Genomic DNA, 17,092 nt, shown 5'->3' on the forward strand with positions numbered 1-17,092 from the left:
CTAAATTTATAGCTAAATCATATCATTTGTCTGTTTAATTATTCAATTGTTCGAGAATCTTAATTAAAAATAGAGTTATATATGCGGTTTATTGTAAAAAAATGGTTTTCATTTCTACAAAAAAAAAGAGAGTTAAAATTTAACTCTAGATGGTATCTCCGCTTTGGCAAACTACACCAGCCTTTTAAACCACAGCAAATTCCATCCTTACATGAGATTCATGCACCAGAAGGGCACGTTTATGCCGATCCATTTATCGTAGAAGAAAATGGACGTACATATATTTTTATTGAAGAAATTTCACCTGAGCATCCTGTTGGTTATTTATCTGTCATGGAAGTTTTTCAGGATGGTCAATACAGTCCACCTACTCCAATTATTCAATGTTCTTATCATCTCTCTTATCCCTGTGTATTCAAACACGAAGATACGTGGTATATGATTCCTGAAAGTGCAGCCAATAAAAGTATCGAGTTATGGAAATGTACAAATTTTCCATTTTCATGGGAATTTGATCGCATATTAGTAAATGATGTAAACGCTGCGGATACTACCCCTTATTATCAAAATGGAATGTGGTATCTATTTACTGCAATCAAAAATAAATATTCAAAAAAGTATGGCAATGAACTCCATATTTTTTATAGTGACCATCTACTGAGCAGCGATTGGAAATCACATCCCCAAAACCCTGTTAAAAAAGGAATTGTGCAATATCGCCCAGGCGGTCACTTGACCACAATTAATGATAAGTTAGTCCGTCCATCACAGGATTCTCTCAAGCGCTATGGTGGGAGTTTAGACCTCAACGAGATTACCAAACTTTCCCCAGAGCACTATGAAGAAAAATTTTGGATAAAATTAGATAGTGAATGGCATCCAAATGATAATGGCTGTCATACCTTTAATATTTTTAACCAGCATATGGTGATAGACGCAATTCGTGAAACGCCTAAAGATTTGTAACTTAGTTTCGATACAGATTTTCAGTTTGTGCCAACATTGACTCAAATTTTAGGTTCTGTTCTGCTTTTATAAATGCTTTCTCAAATAGAGGAAGCATTTGTGCTTTTGGTTTTAACGCGCTAGAAATTAAACTCGCCATCTGTTCAACAGAGTCCGGTTCACATATAAACTGCTCATCAATAAAGTCGGCAACCATTCCCACATTAGAAGATAACACCGGTGTATGACTCAATAATGCTTCGGCCAGTGTAATCGGCCCCCCTTCTTTCAAAGAAGAAATCACTAAACAGTCTGCTTGCGTTAATAGCTCTGGAATGTCTGAACGAAAACCCAGTAATTTCACGCGGTCATTTAAATTAAGCTGAGCAATTTGAGTTTTTAAAACTTGATATTGAGTTCCATCCCCCACTATCCATAGTTCGCTATTGATGTTTCTCCATGCTTCAATCAGGATATGAAACCCTTTGACCGTTTCTAAACGTCCAATCGCTAAAGCAATAATAGGCTTATTTTTCTTTATAACTATATCTTTGACTGGGCTAAGGAGTTGATTCCCGCCATTCCAAATCACTTGAACCGACTGTGAAGCAGGAAACTCCTCTTTAATTTTTCCACTTACAGCAATGATCTGATCAAAGGCCATAAATGGTTTTAAATTACTCTTCATACCATGCACGGTCACAATATTTTTACACGAAAATTGCTTCAACCAAGGGGCTAAAATGCTTGCTGCTTTACTTGCCTGCACATGCAAAATATCGGGTTGCAGCTGTTTTATTTTTTCAACTAACTCATAAATAAGAAATGGATTCCATCGGCTTCTTGAAAAATCAACAGCGTGCAATGTAATATTCGCACTGAGCTTTTGCTGATAAGATTGATCTGCAATTAAATGAACTTCATGATGTTGTGCTAATCCATGACATAAATCCAGGGTATGTTTTTCAAGCCCCCCCATACCACCATTTGTTGCCATAACTTGTACAATTTTCATGGTTACCCCGACTACATAGTTTTTCGTATTAACTGTTTAAGACGCTCTGCACGACGACGAATTTTCTTATGCATCAATACTCTAGACCAGTAAGATAATGGAATAATTTCTTTGCTCTTGAATGTGGATTTCACATCAATACACTTTAATCGAATGCCTTCATGATGGTGTTGGACAACTAAATTACCCGAATTTAAGTCAAACAGAGGAATATTATATTGAATCAGCCAATCGGTTAATTGATCTATCGATTGAGATACGCCATCTATATTTAAAGGCATTTTATGCTTTAAATAATGATGTAGGCTCAAAGAAATTTCCCCATGTTCATCTCGAATTAATTCACAACTTAGAATCAGTTGATCTTCAATAACCTCCAGTTTTAAACACGCTGCAATAAATCTATTTAATTCATTCTGATCAATATGAGCTTGTAAACGTTGATAAGCGGACCATTCAATATAATTTTCATTAAACCGATAAAACTGAGTACTTAAAAAACGCTGTAGCCTTTGACGCCAATTCTTAATTTGACGGCGTTCTTTAGGCAAATCTATTTTCAAACATATCTTGGGGTCAAATGGAGAAACAACACAATAACGATTTGCACCTTCGCCCAGATACTGTGCAGATTCCAACTCAGCAATTGAAAACATGTGCCTTCCATTCATAGTCTTCAGTATAAGGCTGCTTAAAAATTGTCTCTAACATAAACTTTGTTACGCGTTTAGAGTTATAACTAGAATGTGTCCGGCTCCAACCTGCTTTTGCAACTTCTTGAGCTTCTGCCGGATGATGTGCAAAATAATTGATTTGATCTGCCAATTCATCAACATGACTAAAGTAGACCACTTCTTTATCCGAAAATAAAGTTTCAAATCCTGGAATACGAGGTGTAAAGGTCAACAGACCATTACCTGTAAGTTGCGTGATACGGTCTGAAGTATATAAGTCTAATGAATTAGCCCGTGAATAATTTAATCCCATACGAGACTGACTGAGGACTTTAAAATAGCCCGCCCCAAAAACCTTTGGATCTTGGTCAAATCCACAATAACGCGCCGGAATATGTTTAATTTTCGCTTGCAAACTACGGATAAACTTGGTTCGCTCTTGATCAGATGATGAACCGCAGAATACCAGCTCATTTTCAAATTCATTTTTTTCAAAATTTTTTAGGCTATCGATAGTATCTAGACTCATATTTGGCATATAAGCCACTGTATTTCCATGACCCAACGTTTTGAGGAGTTCACCACTTGTTGTCACAAAAATAGTATCTAAATATGGAGACCATTCTTTAATAAAATTCGCTTTCTTTTCCACACAAATCCAGTCCACATACCAAAATGCAATTTTAGTTTGTGGATAAACTGATTTGATTGTTTTTAATGTTTCACAGTTCAATAAAGAAGAATGTCCAATTAAAATTAAATCTGGCTCAAAGTTTTCAACAATTTTTATAACTTCTTCATTCGCCCACTTTTTCCCAATTTTTTTCGTTCTCCATACTGTTCCATAGTACGCCATATCATGAAAAGAGAAATCATAAACATGATGACCATTTAAAACCAAACCTGCCGAGATTTTTCGATCAGTATTGTAGAATTCTGCACCTGATTTTTTAAACGCAAAATTATTAATATGTAATATTTTCATAAATTAACTCAGTAATGATCTAACTGCATCGAACAACAGATTTCTAAAACTTACCAACAATAAAAAACCTAGACTATTTTACAAAAAAATCTTTCAAACTTTAATAAAAATTTATGTGTAATTTTCCTACGATCTAAACAGTAAGATTTTAATTTTATTTATTTTTATTTAACTCCAGATCATCTCATTTCATTTTCATCTAAATCTTGATAAGAAACATACTCATCCCAATCAAAAACGGTGACATTTTGATTATCTTCGATATTCGCCAACGATTTTTTAGGATCTAATAATGGTGTTTTCACCCCCAATAAATCTGCATAAATATGCATATAATCATAGGCACTCACAGTCTTGTTATAGTGGTTTTTTGCCTGTGCATCGCTACGTAATACAAAAAATGGAACCTGATAATTATCTTTAAAATCATTATCTACATGATATGAATCTTCATCCACGGTCATACCATGATCTGAAAAATACGTCACACTGAAACTACGCTGATCAGCCTTCAATGAAGTATATATCTGTTCTATAAAGTGATCCAACTTATTGATAGAAGATAAATAACAATTAATCGTTTCAGGTTTATTCGCATACATACGTGGTGCCTTAAACAGACGTTCACACGCATCCGGATGTGAACCCATCATATGAATAAAAATTACATTTTTTTGATTGGCATATTTTTTTAACTGGGCCTGTAATATTTCGACCATTTTGTCGTCATCAATATTACTCGACATATAGTTACCACTTTTCAGGAAGAACTGATGATCGGCATGAATCGCAATTTTAGAAATCGCCGTATCATTTTTCCCCATAAATCCCTGATTTGAAATCCACATGGTGTTATAACCCGCTTGTTTTGCTAGCGTTACAACATTTTTTGCAATCTGCGGTTCACGATTTTGATCAACCAAAGTCAGCGTACGAGTCAGACTAGTTACCGTATTCGGTGCAGTTGCGATGTAATGATCTACAACATCCAGCGGCATCTGATTTAAAAAAGGTGTGGTATCGTCTTTCGAACCGTAGAGTGATAAATGGTCTCGCTGAACACTCTCACCAATGATAATCACTTGATTATCATAGCTAGCATTCACCTGCTGAATTTGCCAATCGACATCTTGCACATTATCTTCAAGGAGCTTGGCCTCTTCTTGTTTATATTTAACCGTCGCCAGTGCAGTTTGAACACCAAACACACTGACGCAGTTAGCAATAAAGATAAGTGCCAAAATCAGCTTGCGATAATTTCCCTGATTAGCTTGATTAAAAAATAAAATATAAAAACAGAGACTTAAAAAAATAATTAAGGCAAAAACAATATATTTAGGATTAACTACAGATAAAAATTCAAAGGCTTCATTGGTATTGCTTTGGAACATCGATGCCACGATTCCCAAAGACATGTGCCCTTGTAAGAACCCCGTCCCACTTGCAATATACAGGCTAATGACAAAAAACAGCGCAAGGAAAATGTACTTAAAAATACGACTATGTAATTGTTTTACAGCAATGAAAAAAAACGTACTCGAAAGAACCAAAACAAAGAATAAAGGAGCATCTTTGATTTCAGATAAATAGTCCCAAAAACCTAAGCCAATACAAAACCCAATCGAAAGCAAAAGCGGAAACAAATAGGTTTTTAGCATGACCTGACAACCCTGTAATATTATTCAAACATTTCCAAGATAGACTGAAATGTTGGTAGAAATTTTTCGTCGGGTATTATCTATACTTTAGGGACCGAGTACAATCTTTTTGGCGATACGGTCAGTTTCTTTAAATTCGCTAGCGAGATTCAAGTCAGTTAAAGTCGTCTGTAATGACACCAAACCTTGTCTTAAAATTTCATCTACAGACTTGGTAATCCGGTCTTCCTTCAAGCGATCCACTTCAATCACCCCGACTTTACAACCCGCGGTGAGAGCCTCGTAAATCATTGAAACACTATCTTCAGTTACCCAAACCGCTTCGGCTTTTTGCATTTCTTCGAAAATCCAACCTTGCGGAGTGTCTTCAACTGGGAAAATCTGTACTTTTTCAATATTCTTTAACTGTTTTAATTCTGCTAAAAACGCTTTTGGTGTGCGCCGTGAAGTGGTCAAAATGATTTCTGAATTTGGATTCTGCTCGACTATCTGTTCAATTGCATGAAGTACTTTAGCTGCATTCCACTGATGGCGTTTTGAAGAGCCACCCAAAGCGATCAGGATTCGACCATGCTGATGCCGTTCTTCATTTACAATAGGATTTAACGCACCTTGTGTCGTTAGTACTTTATTAGATGCCTGAATACCATCGTGCTGTGGAATTACTGCATAATCAAACCATGCAAACGGCAAGCTTGGCTTCATTAAAATAATGGTTTTGGCTTTGTTATACACTTTGCCCAACAGCCATACTCGAAAATGTGTATGGCTGCCGACGCCAAAAATATAAGTTGGCTCGTGTTCTACGGCATGAAGCTGATGGCTAAATAGCGCAGAAATAAGTGTCACTATAGGCAAATCATCAATTGAAATTTCTTGAAATGTGACTGCTTCCTGAGATTGGCGCTGCATGGCCTTAAATAAACCCAAAGCTTGTGAGCGATGTCCTGCTTTACCATCACTGACATAAACAATATGCATAGTCACTTTCCCAAAAATTCAATGTCTTCAAGCCAATAAAAAAGGCGAAACTTAGTTTCGCCTTTTCATCTTAACCGATCAGCTTATTTTACGTAAGTTAACCAGTGCGCATATTTAGGGTCTTTACCCTGAACCGCATTAAAGAATGCAGTTTGGATTTGCTCAGTGATTGGACCACGACAACCTTCACCAATTTGACGGTCATCATATTCACGGATTGGCGTCACTTCAGCAGCAGTACCTGTGAAGAATGCTTCATCAGCGATATAGAATTCGTCACGTGTAATACGACGTTCAACCACTTCAAAACCAAGGTCTTTCGCAATCGTAATAATGGTTTGACGGGTAATACCATCAAGTGCACCACCCGCGATGTCAGGAGTATGAATCACGCCATCACGAACTAAGAATACGTTTTCGCCTGAACCTTGACATACATAACCTTGTGGGTCGAGTAACATTGCTTCGTCATAGCCAGCATGTGCCACTTCTTGGTGTGCAAGAATGGACAAAGTATAGTTACCAGATGCTTTTGCTTTACACATGGTCACGTTTGGATGATGGTGCGTAAATGAAGACGTTTTAACACGAATACCCTTCGCCATCGCTTCATCACCAAGGTAAGCACCCCAGCTCCATGCAGCAACAACGGCATGAATGGTATTGTCAGTTGCCGCAATACCTAATTTTTCTGAACCAATAAAAATAATTGGACGTAGGTAGCAAGAAGCCAATTTGTTTTCACGAACTACATCAATTTGAGCTTGTTCTAATGCTGCATGATCAAATGGGACTTTCATTTGATAAATTTTTGCAGAATTTAATAAACGCTTAGTGTGTTCTTTTAAACGGAAAATAGCCGTTCCATTCGGAGTTTCATAAGCACGGACGCCTTCAAACACACCCATGCTGTAATGCAATGTATGTGTTAATACGTGAGTTTTCGCCTCACGCCAGTCAACCAATTGTCCATCTTGCCAAATAAAACCATCACGATCAGCCAAGTTCATGGCACACACTCCAAATTTTTATACACAGTCATTTTTATCCAATGCAAACGTTGCAGTTGGATCAATTAATCTTTGCCATAGCTTGCAAACGACCACTCGGGTATCGTGCCAATCGTCAGCTGAAACTTGCATGGATTGATTCGCAAGTGCTAAACGGTGGCTCTCGGCTCGTTCACGGAGATAAGCTTGAATCAATGCTGTCGCATCGGCGCTGGATAAGCAATCCGTTCTTGCGGCATCCTCAAGGATTCGTACGTTGTCAGAGTAATGGGCGAGATCGGGATTCGACCCACTCCATGCTAATACTGCATACTGTGCCATAAATTCGATGTCAACGATACCACCTGCATCTTGTTTTAAATGAAAAATTCCATCTTTTTGCTGCTCTTTAGAAGAACCTAGATGGTCTTTCATTTTTTGGCGCATTTTGAGCACTTCTGCACGAACATTGTTCTCATCTCGTGGCTGCGTCAAAATATTGCAGCGCAAGTTTTCAATTTCAATCCGTAAACTGTGCTCGCCTGCAATGGTTCTGGCACGTACCAAAGCTTGATGCTCCCAGACCCAAGCATTTTTATGTTGATATTGCTCAAAAGCTTTTAAGCTGGTCACCAATAACCCCGCCTCTCCCGAAGGTCGTAAACGTGTGTCCACTTCATACACTCGACCATCTAGGGTTTGCGTGGTCATTAAGGACATAAATTTTTGTGCAACCCGCATGGCAAATTCAAAGCCACTAATTGGTTTCTGTCCATCGGTATCGGCTTGTTCATCCATATAGTGAATAAACACCAAATCCAAGTCCGAACCATAACCCAGCTCGATGCCACCCACCTTGCCATAACCAATCACCGCGAAAGCCGTGTGATCAATCGAACAACGCTGCCCTTCTGCATCAATTGGATAGCCATGTTTTTTGGCAACAATTTGATATGCCAAATGCAAGGTTGCATTCACTGACACTTCAGCAATATCGGTCAATGCATCCGACACTTTCATCAACGGACTTTCTGCCAAAACATCACTAGCAGCTACTGCTAAGACATTGGATTTTTTAAATAATCGAAGAACACGCATTTGGTCTTCGACTTGATCAATTTCAATTCGAAGCAGTTGTTGACGTAGAGAGTCTTCTAAATCTTTACGCTTTGGCAGCTCAAAATCCATCGACAAAAACTCGTCCAACAGCACGGGATAATGCGTCAATTCTTCGCAGATCCAAGGACTCACTGTTGCCATTTTCACTAATCGTTGTAATGCCCCTTTGCTCTCAATCAGCATCACCAAATAGACCGTACGGCGCAGCACCGACTCCACCAAAGGCATGAGACGTAGTAAGGCCACCTGAGGTTTATCTGACTGTAATATCGCCTCAATGAGATGTGGCCAAAAGGTTTTTAAGCGCTGTACAGCTTTGGCAGGTAATTTTTTCAGCGCATGTCCATACCAAAATTCGTGAATTAAATTTTTGGCATCATCATCTAGAACATCGTTCAACTGGGCTTCTAAATGACTAAAACTTTCCAATAACGGATCGGGTTCTTTTTCTTTAATAAGATGCTCAAATTGGTAAATGACTTTGGCACGTTTCTGATTGAGCACATTCAAAAAGTCATCCCAAGATGCAAAACCTAAAGTATCTAAAATGCGCTGGCGGGGTTCAGGCTCATGGGGCAACGATTGGGTTTGCTGATCATTTAGCGCTTGTATCGCATGTTCAATACGACGTAAAAATAAATATGCATCTTCTAGATCAGCAACTGCGGTTTTTTCTAATAATCCAACTTCACCTAAATGATGCAGACTCACTAAACATTGACGGTCTTGCAACTCGAGTTTTGAACCGCCATAGATGAGCTGAAAGACTTGAACAATAAACTCAACTTCACGAATTCCGCCTGCACCGAGTTTAATATCATCTTCGATATTACGACGTAGCACTTCACGTTCGATCATGGCTTTCATGTCACGCATAGCTTCGAAAGCGGTGTAATCGACATATTTGCGGAAGACGAAAGGTCGGGTCATTTCCAGTAACTCGGCGCCTTCTTTACCGCCCGTGACGATACGTGCCTTAATCCAAGCATAGCGCTCCCATTCACGTCCATGCTGGCTTAAATATTTTTCTAATGCCGCATGACTGATTGCCAAGGCAGAACCATCACCCCATGGGCGAAGGCGCATATCCACACGGAAGACAAAACCATCTGCCGTAATATGGTCAAGCAAGTAAATTAATTTCTGGCCCCACAAAATACAGAACTGCTGTACATCGATACATTTTCGACCATTGGTTTCGCCCTGTTCATCAAAGGCAAAAATAAGATCAATATCACTTGAAAGATTAAGTTCCTGTGCACCCAGTTTTCCCATGGCAACCACAATCAGGTCTTGAACTTTCCCCTTATAGCCTAGCGGTTCGCCATATTTCGCAATCAACGGATTCAGCGCAAAATCTTTTGCCGCACAGATGGACGCATCAGCAAAGTCTGAAAGCTCTCGAGTTAAGGTGACGACATCGGTGAGTTGATTGGCATCTTGCCAAATCCAACGAAACATCAGACGTGCGCGCAGCACACGAATTGCACGCATCCAACTATTTTCATCTTGGATATCGGCAAGGCTGCTTGCGACAAAATGTTGAATTTGTGCTGTACTGAGCGAGGTTTGAAACTGATCAATTGCATAGTCTTGTTCTAAACTGGCCTGATGGATTCCGAGCACCTGTTCAGCATATTGACTGGCACGTAATGTTTTCTGCAATTGCTCCGCATTCATTTCACAAACCCTAGCGTGATTTTTTTCTAGTTATAACAGTTGATAACGCTTAGGGAAAAGTATTTTTAGGCTTTTATACCAATAGATGCGTATTAAAGTTCACTTAAGGTTCCATCTTTATAAGGTCGCATCTTTCTGTGCACTGCTACTCTCGGTATTTAGGGTTTGATGCAGGCTCGTCGCCTGTGGCAACCAGACTTTAAATTGTGTGCCTTCACCTTCTTTCGAGTTCACTACAATTTCACCCTGATTTAAGTCCACAAAACGTTTACAAAGGACTAAACCCAACCCCGTACCACGTTCTCCTGCCGTACCTTTAATACTAACCGTCAGTTTTTGCTGAAATAAATCATCAATCTGAGCTTGGGTCATCCCCAATCCAGTATCTTGAATAGTGAATACAACCCGTTCTCCATCTCGATCGGCTGAAATCGTCACCACACCTCTACCATCGGTATGGGTAAATTTCAATGCGTTTGACACCAAGTTTTGCATCACTGATGTGATCATATTGATATCTGCATTGACTTTAATGCCTTCAGGCACGGCATTGATCAGTCGAATATTTTTCTTCACAGCCAAGCTATTTAAGACATCACTTACGATTTTTGCAGACTGATGTAAATCAAAATTAATCGGGTGATAAACAAAGCGACCACCTTCTGCCATGGCCCAGTTCAACAGGCTTTCTAAGAGGTTATACGTCGATTGTGTGGTGTCATATAAATAGTCTGCAATATTTTGCACACTCGAATCATCTAAGGTATGACGCTCCTGTGCCAAAACTTCAGAAAATCCAAGTAGACCATGAAAAGGTGCTCTTAAATCATGCGCAATAATTTGGAAAAATTTAGTCTTACTAAAATTCAGTGCCGACTGCTGTTCATAGGCTTCTTTTAATTCGGCATTTTCAACACGAAGTTGAATAATATTGACTAGACTTTGTACAAATTCTTCAACGATCTTTAATTGTTTGGCTTCAAATGCAGTAACTTGATCATCGAATAAAATAACTTTACCGATAGATTCTTGATCATATTTTAAATCAAAAGCTACTAAACGCTGATGCCCTAATCCAAGTTCTTGCATATAGTCGGAATAAGCTTGGTAATTTTCAGCGTCTCGGTCTATACGAGAATGTTCAGCAAAAAACTGATCTAGACGATCATCATCAGCTTCGGCCATAAAGGCCTTAAATATGTGCTCTGACGCATACCATATATAAGGTTCATTTTTAAATGCGAGGACAGCATTATCGACTTGCACAATACCACGCGCGAACTTTAAAAATTCTGCAATGCGGTTGTCGTCCGTATAAACCCCCATCAATAAAGACAAACGACAGGCAGTTAATAATTCGGTTTGTGTACCAATATCCAGTAAACGTAAAGCCATCCCGTTGCTCTCCTCAGGGTTTATCTTAAAGATAAAAACCAACTGTTATGTTCAAGATTAATAGCAAAAATAGCCCAAACACTCAATAACAAAACCCAACAAAAAGACAAACATCATTTACGAATACGCTATTTAATCGAACTTTCATCCAATTAGAAAATAAAAATATCTATAAAGAACATAACATTAAAGGTAAAACAAAAATTAAAACAATAAAATTAGAAACTTAAATTAATTTAAATTTTATTGACTGTTTATTTTAAATCGTACTTTTCGCGTTTTATTCAAACTAAAAACATGACCAAAAGAAATATTCATTTACATAAGACCTAAAAAACTGGGTTTAATTTTCTTTAAATACATCACAAAAAATAGTGAGTTTTATGACTATTCTATGACCAGATTACTCATCAGGATGCTCGTTTCAGTCAGCTACACTAAATGAATCTATTTTTAAGTTTTTCTATTAGACTAATTTATTAGTTTTTATCAGTTGTGTGTGTCATTTGAGCATTAAACCATACTTGCTCGCTTTTACTTTATTAAACTGAGCTAAAGATTCGTTTCATGCTTCTAATGCACATGAACTCATTCACCCAAATGACTGAAGCTGAAAAAGTGCCATGCCTTATTCATCAGATATATAAGTTATCGCATAAACATTCCGCGACCATTCAAAGTCAAACGGGGCATCAAACTCACGTCGTTCTTTAATAAAGTCCCCAATCCTGACTAATTTTCGAACTTTCGCACCAAATCTACACCTAAAAGTTAAGGCATTCGGTTTGACCTATCAAACGCTTTGCTTTACAACTAAAACTCGAACGAGCCATAAAGAACAGATCAGCCCCCAAAAAATGATATAAATTTAATCGTTCAATAGCTTTAAGCTATGAATAACAAGCTTTCAATATTTCCCTTCTCGGTTTTGCGCTAAAATTGGGCGTCAAACTGCACTTCTTTTGTATCATTTTTCTACGAAATGACCACATCACAGGATCTTGCGTTGACTGAAAAGCAATGAACCCCGATACTTTCATAGTTTTATTTAAGCAAATCGGTTCATAGAGGCGAGCCACAAGCTCGGACCTCAAAGACACAATCTAAAGCAAGGGGCTATATATGGCTGGTGGAAAGTCAACTATCATCTACACACTGACCGACGAGGCGCCATTATTGGCGACTTACTCTCTGCTGCCGATCATTGAAACCTTTACTAAACCTGCTGGCGTTGAAATCGTTAAACGCGATATCTCAGTTGCAGCACGTGTACTCGCTGAATTTTCAGACTATCTAAGCGAAGAACAAAAGGTGCCAAATAACTTGGCAGAGCTTGGACAATTAACCCAAGATCCAAGCACAAACATTATCAAACTTCCGAACATCAGTGCTTCAGTTGGCCAATTAACTGCTTGCATTAAAGAATTACAGTCTAAAGGTTTTGCAATTCCGAACTACCCAGAAAACCCAGCGACTGAGGAAGAAAAAGAAATCAAGGCACGTTATAGCAAATGCCTAGGTTCTGCTGTAAATCCTGTACTTCGTGAAGGTAACTCTGACCGTCGTGCGCCTACTGCAGTAAAAAATTACGCGAAGAAACATCCGCACTCTATGAGCGAATGGAAGCAGTGGTCACAAACTCACGTTTCTCACATGGATGAAGGTGACTTCTACCACGGCGAAAAGTCTATGACTTTAGACCGCGCTCGCAATGTAAAAATGGAATTGATCACTAAGTCTGGTGAAACTGTTGTTCTTAAGCCTAAAGTTGCGCTTCAAGACGGCGAAATCATCGACTCAATGTTCATGAGCAAAAAAGCACTTTGCGACTTCTATGAAAAAGAATTAGATGATTGTAAAGAAGCAGGCATTTTGTTCTCTCTACACGTAAAAGCGACCATGATGAAGGTGTCTCACCCAATCGTTTTCGGTCACTGTGTGAAGATTTACTACAAAGATGCATTCGAAAAACACGGCAAATTGTTTGATGAGTTAGGTATTAACATCAACAACGGTATGTCTGGTCTTTACGAAAAAATTGAAACTCTTCCGACTTCTCTTCGTGAAGAAATCATTGCTGACTTACATGCTTGCCAAGAACACCGTCCTGCACTTGCAATGGTTGATTCTGCAAAAGGTATCACTAACTTCCACTCACCTAATGACGTAATTGTAGATGCATCTATGCCTGCAATGATCCGTGGTGGCGGTAAAATGTGGGGTGCTGACGGCAAACAGTACGACTGTAAAGCTGTAATGCCTGAATCTACTTTCGCGCGTATCTACCAAGAAATGATCAATTTCTGTAAATGGAATGGTAACTTTGACCCACGCACTATGGGTACTGTACCTAACGTTGGTTTGATGGCGCAAAAAGCTGAAGAATACGGTTCACACGACAAGACTTTCGAAATTCCTGAAGCAGGTATTGCAAACATCACTGACCTTGAAACAGGTGAAGTGTTGATGTCTCAAAACGTGGAAGAAGGCGACATCTGGCGTATGTGTCAAGTGAAAGACGCTCCGATCCGCGACTGGGTGAAACTTGCAGTAACTCGTGCACGTAACTCTGGCATGCCTGCGATCTTCTGGCTTGACCCATACCGTCCACACGAAAACGAACTCATCAAGAAAGTTCAAACTTACTTGAAAGACCACGACACTACTGGTTTAGACATTCAAATCATGTCTCAAGTACGTGCGATGCGTTACACACTTGAACGTGTTGCTCGCGGCCTAGATACAATTTCTGTAACTGGTAACATTTTACGTGACTACCTCACTGACTTGTTCCCAATCATGGAGCTTGGTACTTCTGCGAAAATGCTTTCTATCGTGCCTTTAATGGCAGGTGGCGGCATGTACGAAACTGGTGCCGGTGGTTCTGCTCCTAAACACGTACAACAGCTTGTTGAAGAAAACCACTTACGTTGGGATTCTTTAGGTGAGTTCTTGGCTCTTGCGGTTTCTCTAGAAGAAATGGGCATTAAAGAAGACAACGCGAAAGCTAAACTTCTTGCAAATACACTTGATGCTGCGACTGGTAAATTGCTTGACAATGACAAGTCTCCATCACGTCGTACTGGCGAACTTGACAACCGTGGCAGCCACTTCTACCTTGCTAAATACTGGGCTGAAGAACTTGCTGCGCAAGACGAAGATGCAGAGCTTAAAGCGAAATTCGCTCCTCTTGCTCAAGCACTTGCTGAAAACGAAGAAAAAATCGTTGCAGAACTTGCTGAAGTTCAAGGTAAAGCCGCGGACATCGGTGGTTACTACGCTGTAGATACAGCAAAAGTAAATGCTGTAATGCGTCCAAGCGCAACTTTAAATGCTGCTCTTGAGGCTGCTCAATAAGTTGATGCAAAACTAACGCGAGTTAGTGATGTAAAAAACCAGCGCGAAAGCGCTGGTTTTTTTATCCCTGAATAAACCTTTTTTTAGGAACTGAGATTAATTTTCTCTAATTCCAAGAAATTCTTAGCTGCTTCAGGTTTTAGGAAATGCCATCAAACAAACATTGAAATGATAAAAAATGTCATAAAAAACAAATTAAAAGGTAATTCAATTCACTAGGTAACGTTGAGATACTCTCACTATAAACAAAACTAATATAAGTAATAACAATATATGGAGCACAACCAATAGCATTAATGAAAAAATATAAAATCGTCCCGCAATACCCATACCATTTTATCTTATTCTTTGTATATTTTTTCTTCAGCTCATATTTACGACTTACTTCATCTTTTTCCAAATACTCCTGCCCCCTTTTATATAATCTAACGGCCCTATCTTTATCACAGCAAGACAAAATGTATTTAAGCAAATCTATATCTTTATTTTTATTTTTATTTTTATTTTTATTTTTATTTTTAACATTTAAATAATTTGCTAACTTTGCGACTTTCAAATGATATTTCAACTCATTAGAAAACTCAGTTAAAGTATCTTCCTTGAGAAGATTTTCTTGTTCATCAATATATTCATTCTTTTTTCGCCGCTTGTAATCACTATAATCTCTTAACCCTGAAATCACGCCAGATTTAGCAAGAAATTAAATACTAGAGACCATCACCACAAGAAAAATAAGTACACAAATAAATTCCAACCCATAAATACTTTCCAATAATTATAATGCAAATTGATTCAAGTTTAGTTCTGCATTTAAATTTGCTGACATATACACCCCTATTTTTTATTAAAAATTTATTTCTCAAATCATTTATAAGTTATCCAAAAGCTTTAGAGCATAATTACCAAATATCTTATTTTTAATTTCCTTCAGACAATAAAAAACCCCAAGTCTTAATAAGCTTGGGGTCTTTTAGAATTTTGGTCCCGAGGGTCGGACTCGAACCGACACATCATCTCTGATAGTGGATTTTGAATCCACCGCGTCTACCAATTTCACCACCTCGGGAAGGTGTTGAAACGTATAATAAACTGTTTCAAAAACTTGTCAACGCATCATGTTCTCATTTGATTAAAAATAAACCGTATAAGAATTTTTAGATGGATAATCCATCAATTTCAGCGTTAAAACTCAAAAAAGCTTATACTAAGCCAAATTTCATTATCCCCTTTTCAGATTTTTTAACATGCAACTTTCTGACTTTAACTTCAATCTCCCTGACGAACTCATTGCCCGCTATCCGCTTGAAACACGTAGTGCATCACGCCTGCTCCATCTCGATCTCAATGGTGAATATCACGACCATCATTTCACTGACATTTTAGACTTGCTCAATGAAGGTGACTTATTGGTACTAAACGATACCAAAGTGATGAAAGCCCGCTTAAAAGGCAAACGAGCAACTGGCGGTGCAGTTGAAGTCTTAGTTGAACGTATTCTTGACCCAAAAACCGCACATTGCCACATTAAAGCCAGTAATACGCCTAAAGAAGGTGCAGAATTATTTATTGGTCCAGACGAAGTTAAAGTGACCGTTCAAGGCCGTCATGAAAACTTATTTGTTGTGGAATTTTCACAGCCTATTTTACAAGTTTTAGATTTATACGGTGCTTTACCGATTCCGCCTTACTTTAACCGTGAAGCAGAAGCGATTGATACCGAACGTTACCAAACTGTTTTTAACGATCCGACCAAATTGGCTTCAGTTGCAGCACCAACAGCAAGCTTACATTTTGATGAAGCGCTACTCAAAAAATTGGCGGACAAAGGTGTGAATAAAACCTTTGTCACTTTGCATGTGGGTGCAGGTACATTCTTACCCGTACGTACCAATGACATTGAAAATCACATCATGCACAGCGAATGGTGTGACGTATCAGAAGAATCTATGGCTTTAATCCGTGAAACAAAAGCACGTGGCAATAAAGTCATTGCTGTCGGTACTACAGCGACTCGCGCGACTGAAAGTGCAGCTCAAGCCAATGGCGGCGAACTCAAGGGTTGGACTGGTGATACACAGATCTTTATCTACCCAGGTTATGAGTTCAAAGTAGTCGATCGTTTAATTACCAACTTCCATTTACCTGAATCTACCTTGCTGATGTTAGTGTCAGCGTTGTCCAGTCGAGATAATATTTTGAATGCCTATCACCATGCCGTCGAGAGCCAATATCGCTTCTTTAGTTATGGTGATGCGATGTTAATTGATAATATTAACCACAAATAAAATTACGCC

At 38.6% G+C, this 17,092-nt stretch carries 12 protein-coding genes and 1 tRNA gene; 3 read left to right on the forward strand and 10 right to left on the reverse strand.

Going from position 1 to position 17,092, the window contains the following annotated elements; all coding sequences use genetic code 11:
- Positions 1-81: 81 nt before the first annotated feature.
- On the forward strand, positions 82-966 hold the full coding sequence (locus FTT92_RS13275) for a hypothetical protein (RefSeq protein ID WP_180172344.1): 885 nt from the start codon (positions 82-84) through the stop codon (positions 964-966).
- Between the two features lies 1 nt (position 967).
- On the opposite strand, the gene FTT92_RS13280 is transcribed toward FTT92_RS13275, so the two are convergent.
- From FTT92_RS13280 to FTT92_RS13315, 8 genes are all read right to left on the reverse strand, one after another.
- Positions 968-1,960 (reverse strand): glycosyltransferase family 4 protein, encoded by a 993-nt coding sequence (locus FTT92_RS13280; RefSeq protein WP_180172345.1) that lies wholly within the window; start codon positions 1,958-1,960, stop codon positions 968-970.
- 11 nt (positions 1,961-1,971) lie between these two features.
- Positions 1,972-2,616, reverse strand: coding sequence for a YrbL family protein (locus tag FTT92_RS13285; RefSeq protein WP_180085526.1), 645 nt, complete (start codon positions 2,614-2,616; stop codon positions 1,972-1,974).
- The gene (locus FTT92_RS13290) at positions 2,600-3,619 is read right to left on the reverse strand and encodes a glycosyltransferase (protein WP_180085528.1); all 1,020 of its coding nucleotides are present in this window, start codon (positions 3,617-3,619) and stop codon (positions 2,600-2,602) included. Before FTT92_RS13290 ends, FTT92_RS13285 begins: the two co-directional genes overlap by 17 nt.
- 179 nt (positions 3,620-3,798) lie before the next feature.
- Positions 3,799-5,277 carry a phosphoethanolamine transferase gene (locus FTT92_RS13295; protein ID WP_180094880.1) on the reverse strand — a complete coding sequence of 493 codons (1,479 nt, stop codon included), beginning with the start codon at positions 5,275-5,277 and terminating at the stop codon, positions 3,799-3,801.
- Between the two features lie 87 nt (positions 5,278-5,364).
- The gene (locus FTT92_RS13300) at positions 5,365-6,258 is read right to left on the reverse strand and encodes a mitochondrial fission ELM1 family protein (RefSeq protein ID WP_180172346.1); all 894 of its coding nucleotides are present in this window, start codon (positions 6,256-6,258) and stop codon (positions 5,365-5,367) included.
- Positions 6,259-6,341: 83 nt separating this feature from the next.
- Complete coding sequence (locus FTT92_RS13305) at positions 6,342-7,268, reverse strand: branched-chain amino acid transaminase (RefSeq protein WP_078191262.1); 927 nt, start codon at positions 7,266-7,268, stop codon at positions 6,342-6,344.
- A gap of 18 nt (positions 7,269-7,286) precedes the next feature.
- Positions 7,287-10,046: a bifunctional [glutamate--ammonia ligase]-adenylyl-L-tyrosine phosphorylase/[glutamate--ammonia-ligase] adenylyltransferase gene (gene glnE / locus FTT92_RS13310; RefSeq protein WP_180172347.1), complete on the reverse strand. Its 2,760-nt coding sequence runs from the start codon at positions 10,044-10,046 to the stop codon at positions 7,287-7,289.
- A 117-nt stretch (positions 10,047-10,163) separates the two neighbouring features.
- Positions 10,164-11,441, reverse strand: a complete 1,278-nt coding sequence (locus tag FTT92_RS13315; protein ID WP_180066678.1) for a sensor histidine kinase KdpD — start codon at positions 11,439-11,441, stop codon at positions 10,164-10,166.
- Positions 11,442-12,563: 1,122 nt separating this feature from the next.
- On the opposite strand from FTT92_RS13315, the gene FTT92_RS13320 reads away from it, so the two are divergent.
- The gene (locus tag FTT92_RS13320; RefSeq protein ID WP_180172348.1) at positions 12,564-14,798 is read left to right on the forward strand and encodes an NADP-dependent isocitrate dehydrogenase; all 2,235 of its coding nucleotides are present in this window, start codon (positions 12,564-12,566) and stop codon (positions 14,796-14,798) included.
- 181 nt (positions 14,799-14,979) lie between these two features.
- Here the strand turns inward: FTT92_RS13320 and FTT92_RS13325 are convergent, their stop codons facing one another.
- Together FTT92_RS13325 and FTT92_RS13330 are read right to left on the reverse strand one after the other, a co-directional pair.
- On the reverse strand, positions 14,980-15,480 hold the full coding sequence (locus FTT92_RS13325; RefSeq protein WP_180172349.1) for a hypothetical protein: 501 nt from the start codon (positions 15,478-15,480) through the stop codon (positions 14,980-14,982).
- Positions 15,481-15,777: 297 nt separating this feature from the next.
- Positions 15,778-15,864, reverse strand: a tRNA-Leu gene (locus FTT92_RS13330).
- Positions 15,865-16,042: 178 nt separating this feature from the next.
- Between FTT92_RS13330 and queA the strand changes: the two genes are divergently transcribed.
- On the forward strand, positions 16,043-17,083 hold the full coding sequence (queA, locus tag FTT92_RS13335; RefSeq protein WP_180024560.1) for a tRNA preQ1(34) S-adenosylmethionine ribosyltransferase-isomerase QueA: 1,041 nt from the start codon (positions 16,043-16,045) through the stop codon (positions 17,081-17,083).
- The last annotated feature ends 9 nt before the right edge of the window (positions 17,084-17,092 follow it).

The organism is Acinetobacter sp. YH12023, from assembly GCF_013420135.1.
GTDB classification, from domain to species: Bacteria; Pseudomonadota; Gammaproteobacteria; order Pseudomonadales; family Moraxellaceae; genus Acinetobacter; species Acinetobacter amyesii.

Excerpts from the sequence above, each read along its gene's own strand:
- FTT92_RS13305 (WP_078191262.1), bottom strand. The coding sequence starts at position 7,268 with ATGAACTTGGCTGATCGTGATGGTTTTATTTGGCAAGATGGACAATTG.
- glnE (WP_180172347.1), bottom strand. The coding sequence starts at position 10,046 with ATGAATGCGGAGCAATTGCAGAAAACATTACGTGCCAGTCAATATGCT.
- FTT92_RS13275 (WP_180172344.1), top strand. The coding sequence starts at position 82 with ATGCGGTTTATTGTAAAAAAATGGTTTTCATTTCTACAAAAAAAAAGA.
- queA (WP_180024560.1), top strand. The coding sequence starts at position 16,043 with ATGCAACTTTCTGACTTTAACTTCAATCTCCCTGACGAACTCATTGCC.
- FTT92_RS13315 (WP_180066678.1), bottom strand. The coding sequence starts at position 11,441 with ATGGCTTTACGTTTACTGGATATTGGTACACAAACCGAATTATTAACT.
- FTT92_RS13290 (WP_180085528.1), bottom strand. The coding sequence starts at position 3,619 with ATGAAAATATTACATATTAATAATTTTGCGTTTAAAAAATCAGGTGCA.
- FTT92_RS13320 (WP_180172348.1), top strand. The coding sequence starts at position 12,564 with ATGGCTGGTGGAAAGTCAACTATCATCTACACACTGACCGACGAGGCG.
- FTT92_RS13295 (WP_180094880.1), bottom strand. The coding sequence starts at position 5,277 with ATGCTAAAAACCTATTTGTTTCCGCTTTTGCTTTCGATTGGGTTTTGT.
- FTT92_RS13300 (WP_180172346.1), bottom strand. The coding sequence starts at position 6,258 with ATGCATATTGTTTATGTCAGTGATGGTAAAGCAGGACATCGCTCACAA.
- FTT92_RS13280 (WP_180172345.1), bottom strand. The coding sequence starts at position 1,960 with ATGAAAATTGTACAAGTTATGGCAACAAATGGTGGTATGGGGGGGCTT.
- FTT92_RS13285 (WP_180085526.1), bottom strand. The coding sequence starts at position 2,616 with ATGTTTTCAATTGCTGAGTTGGAATCTGCACAGTATCTGGGCGAAGGT.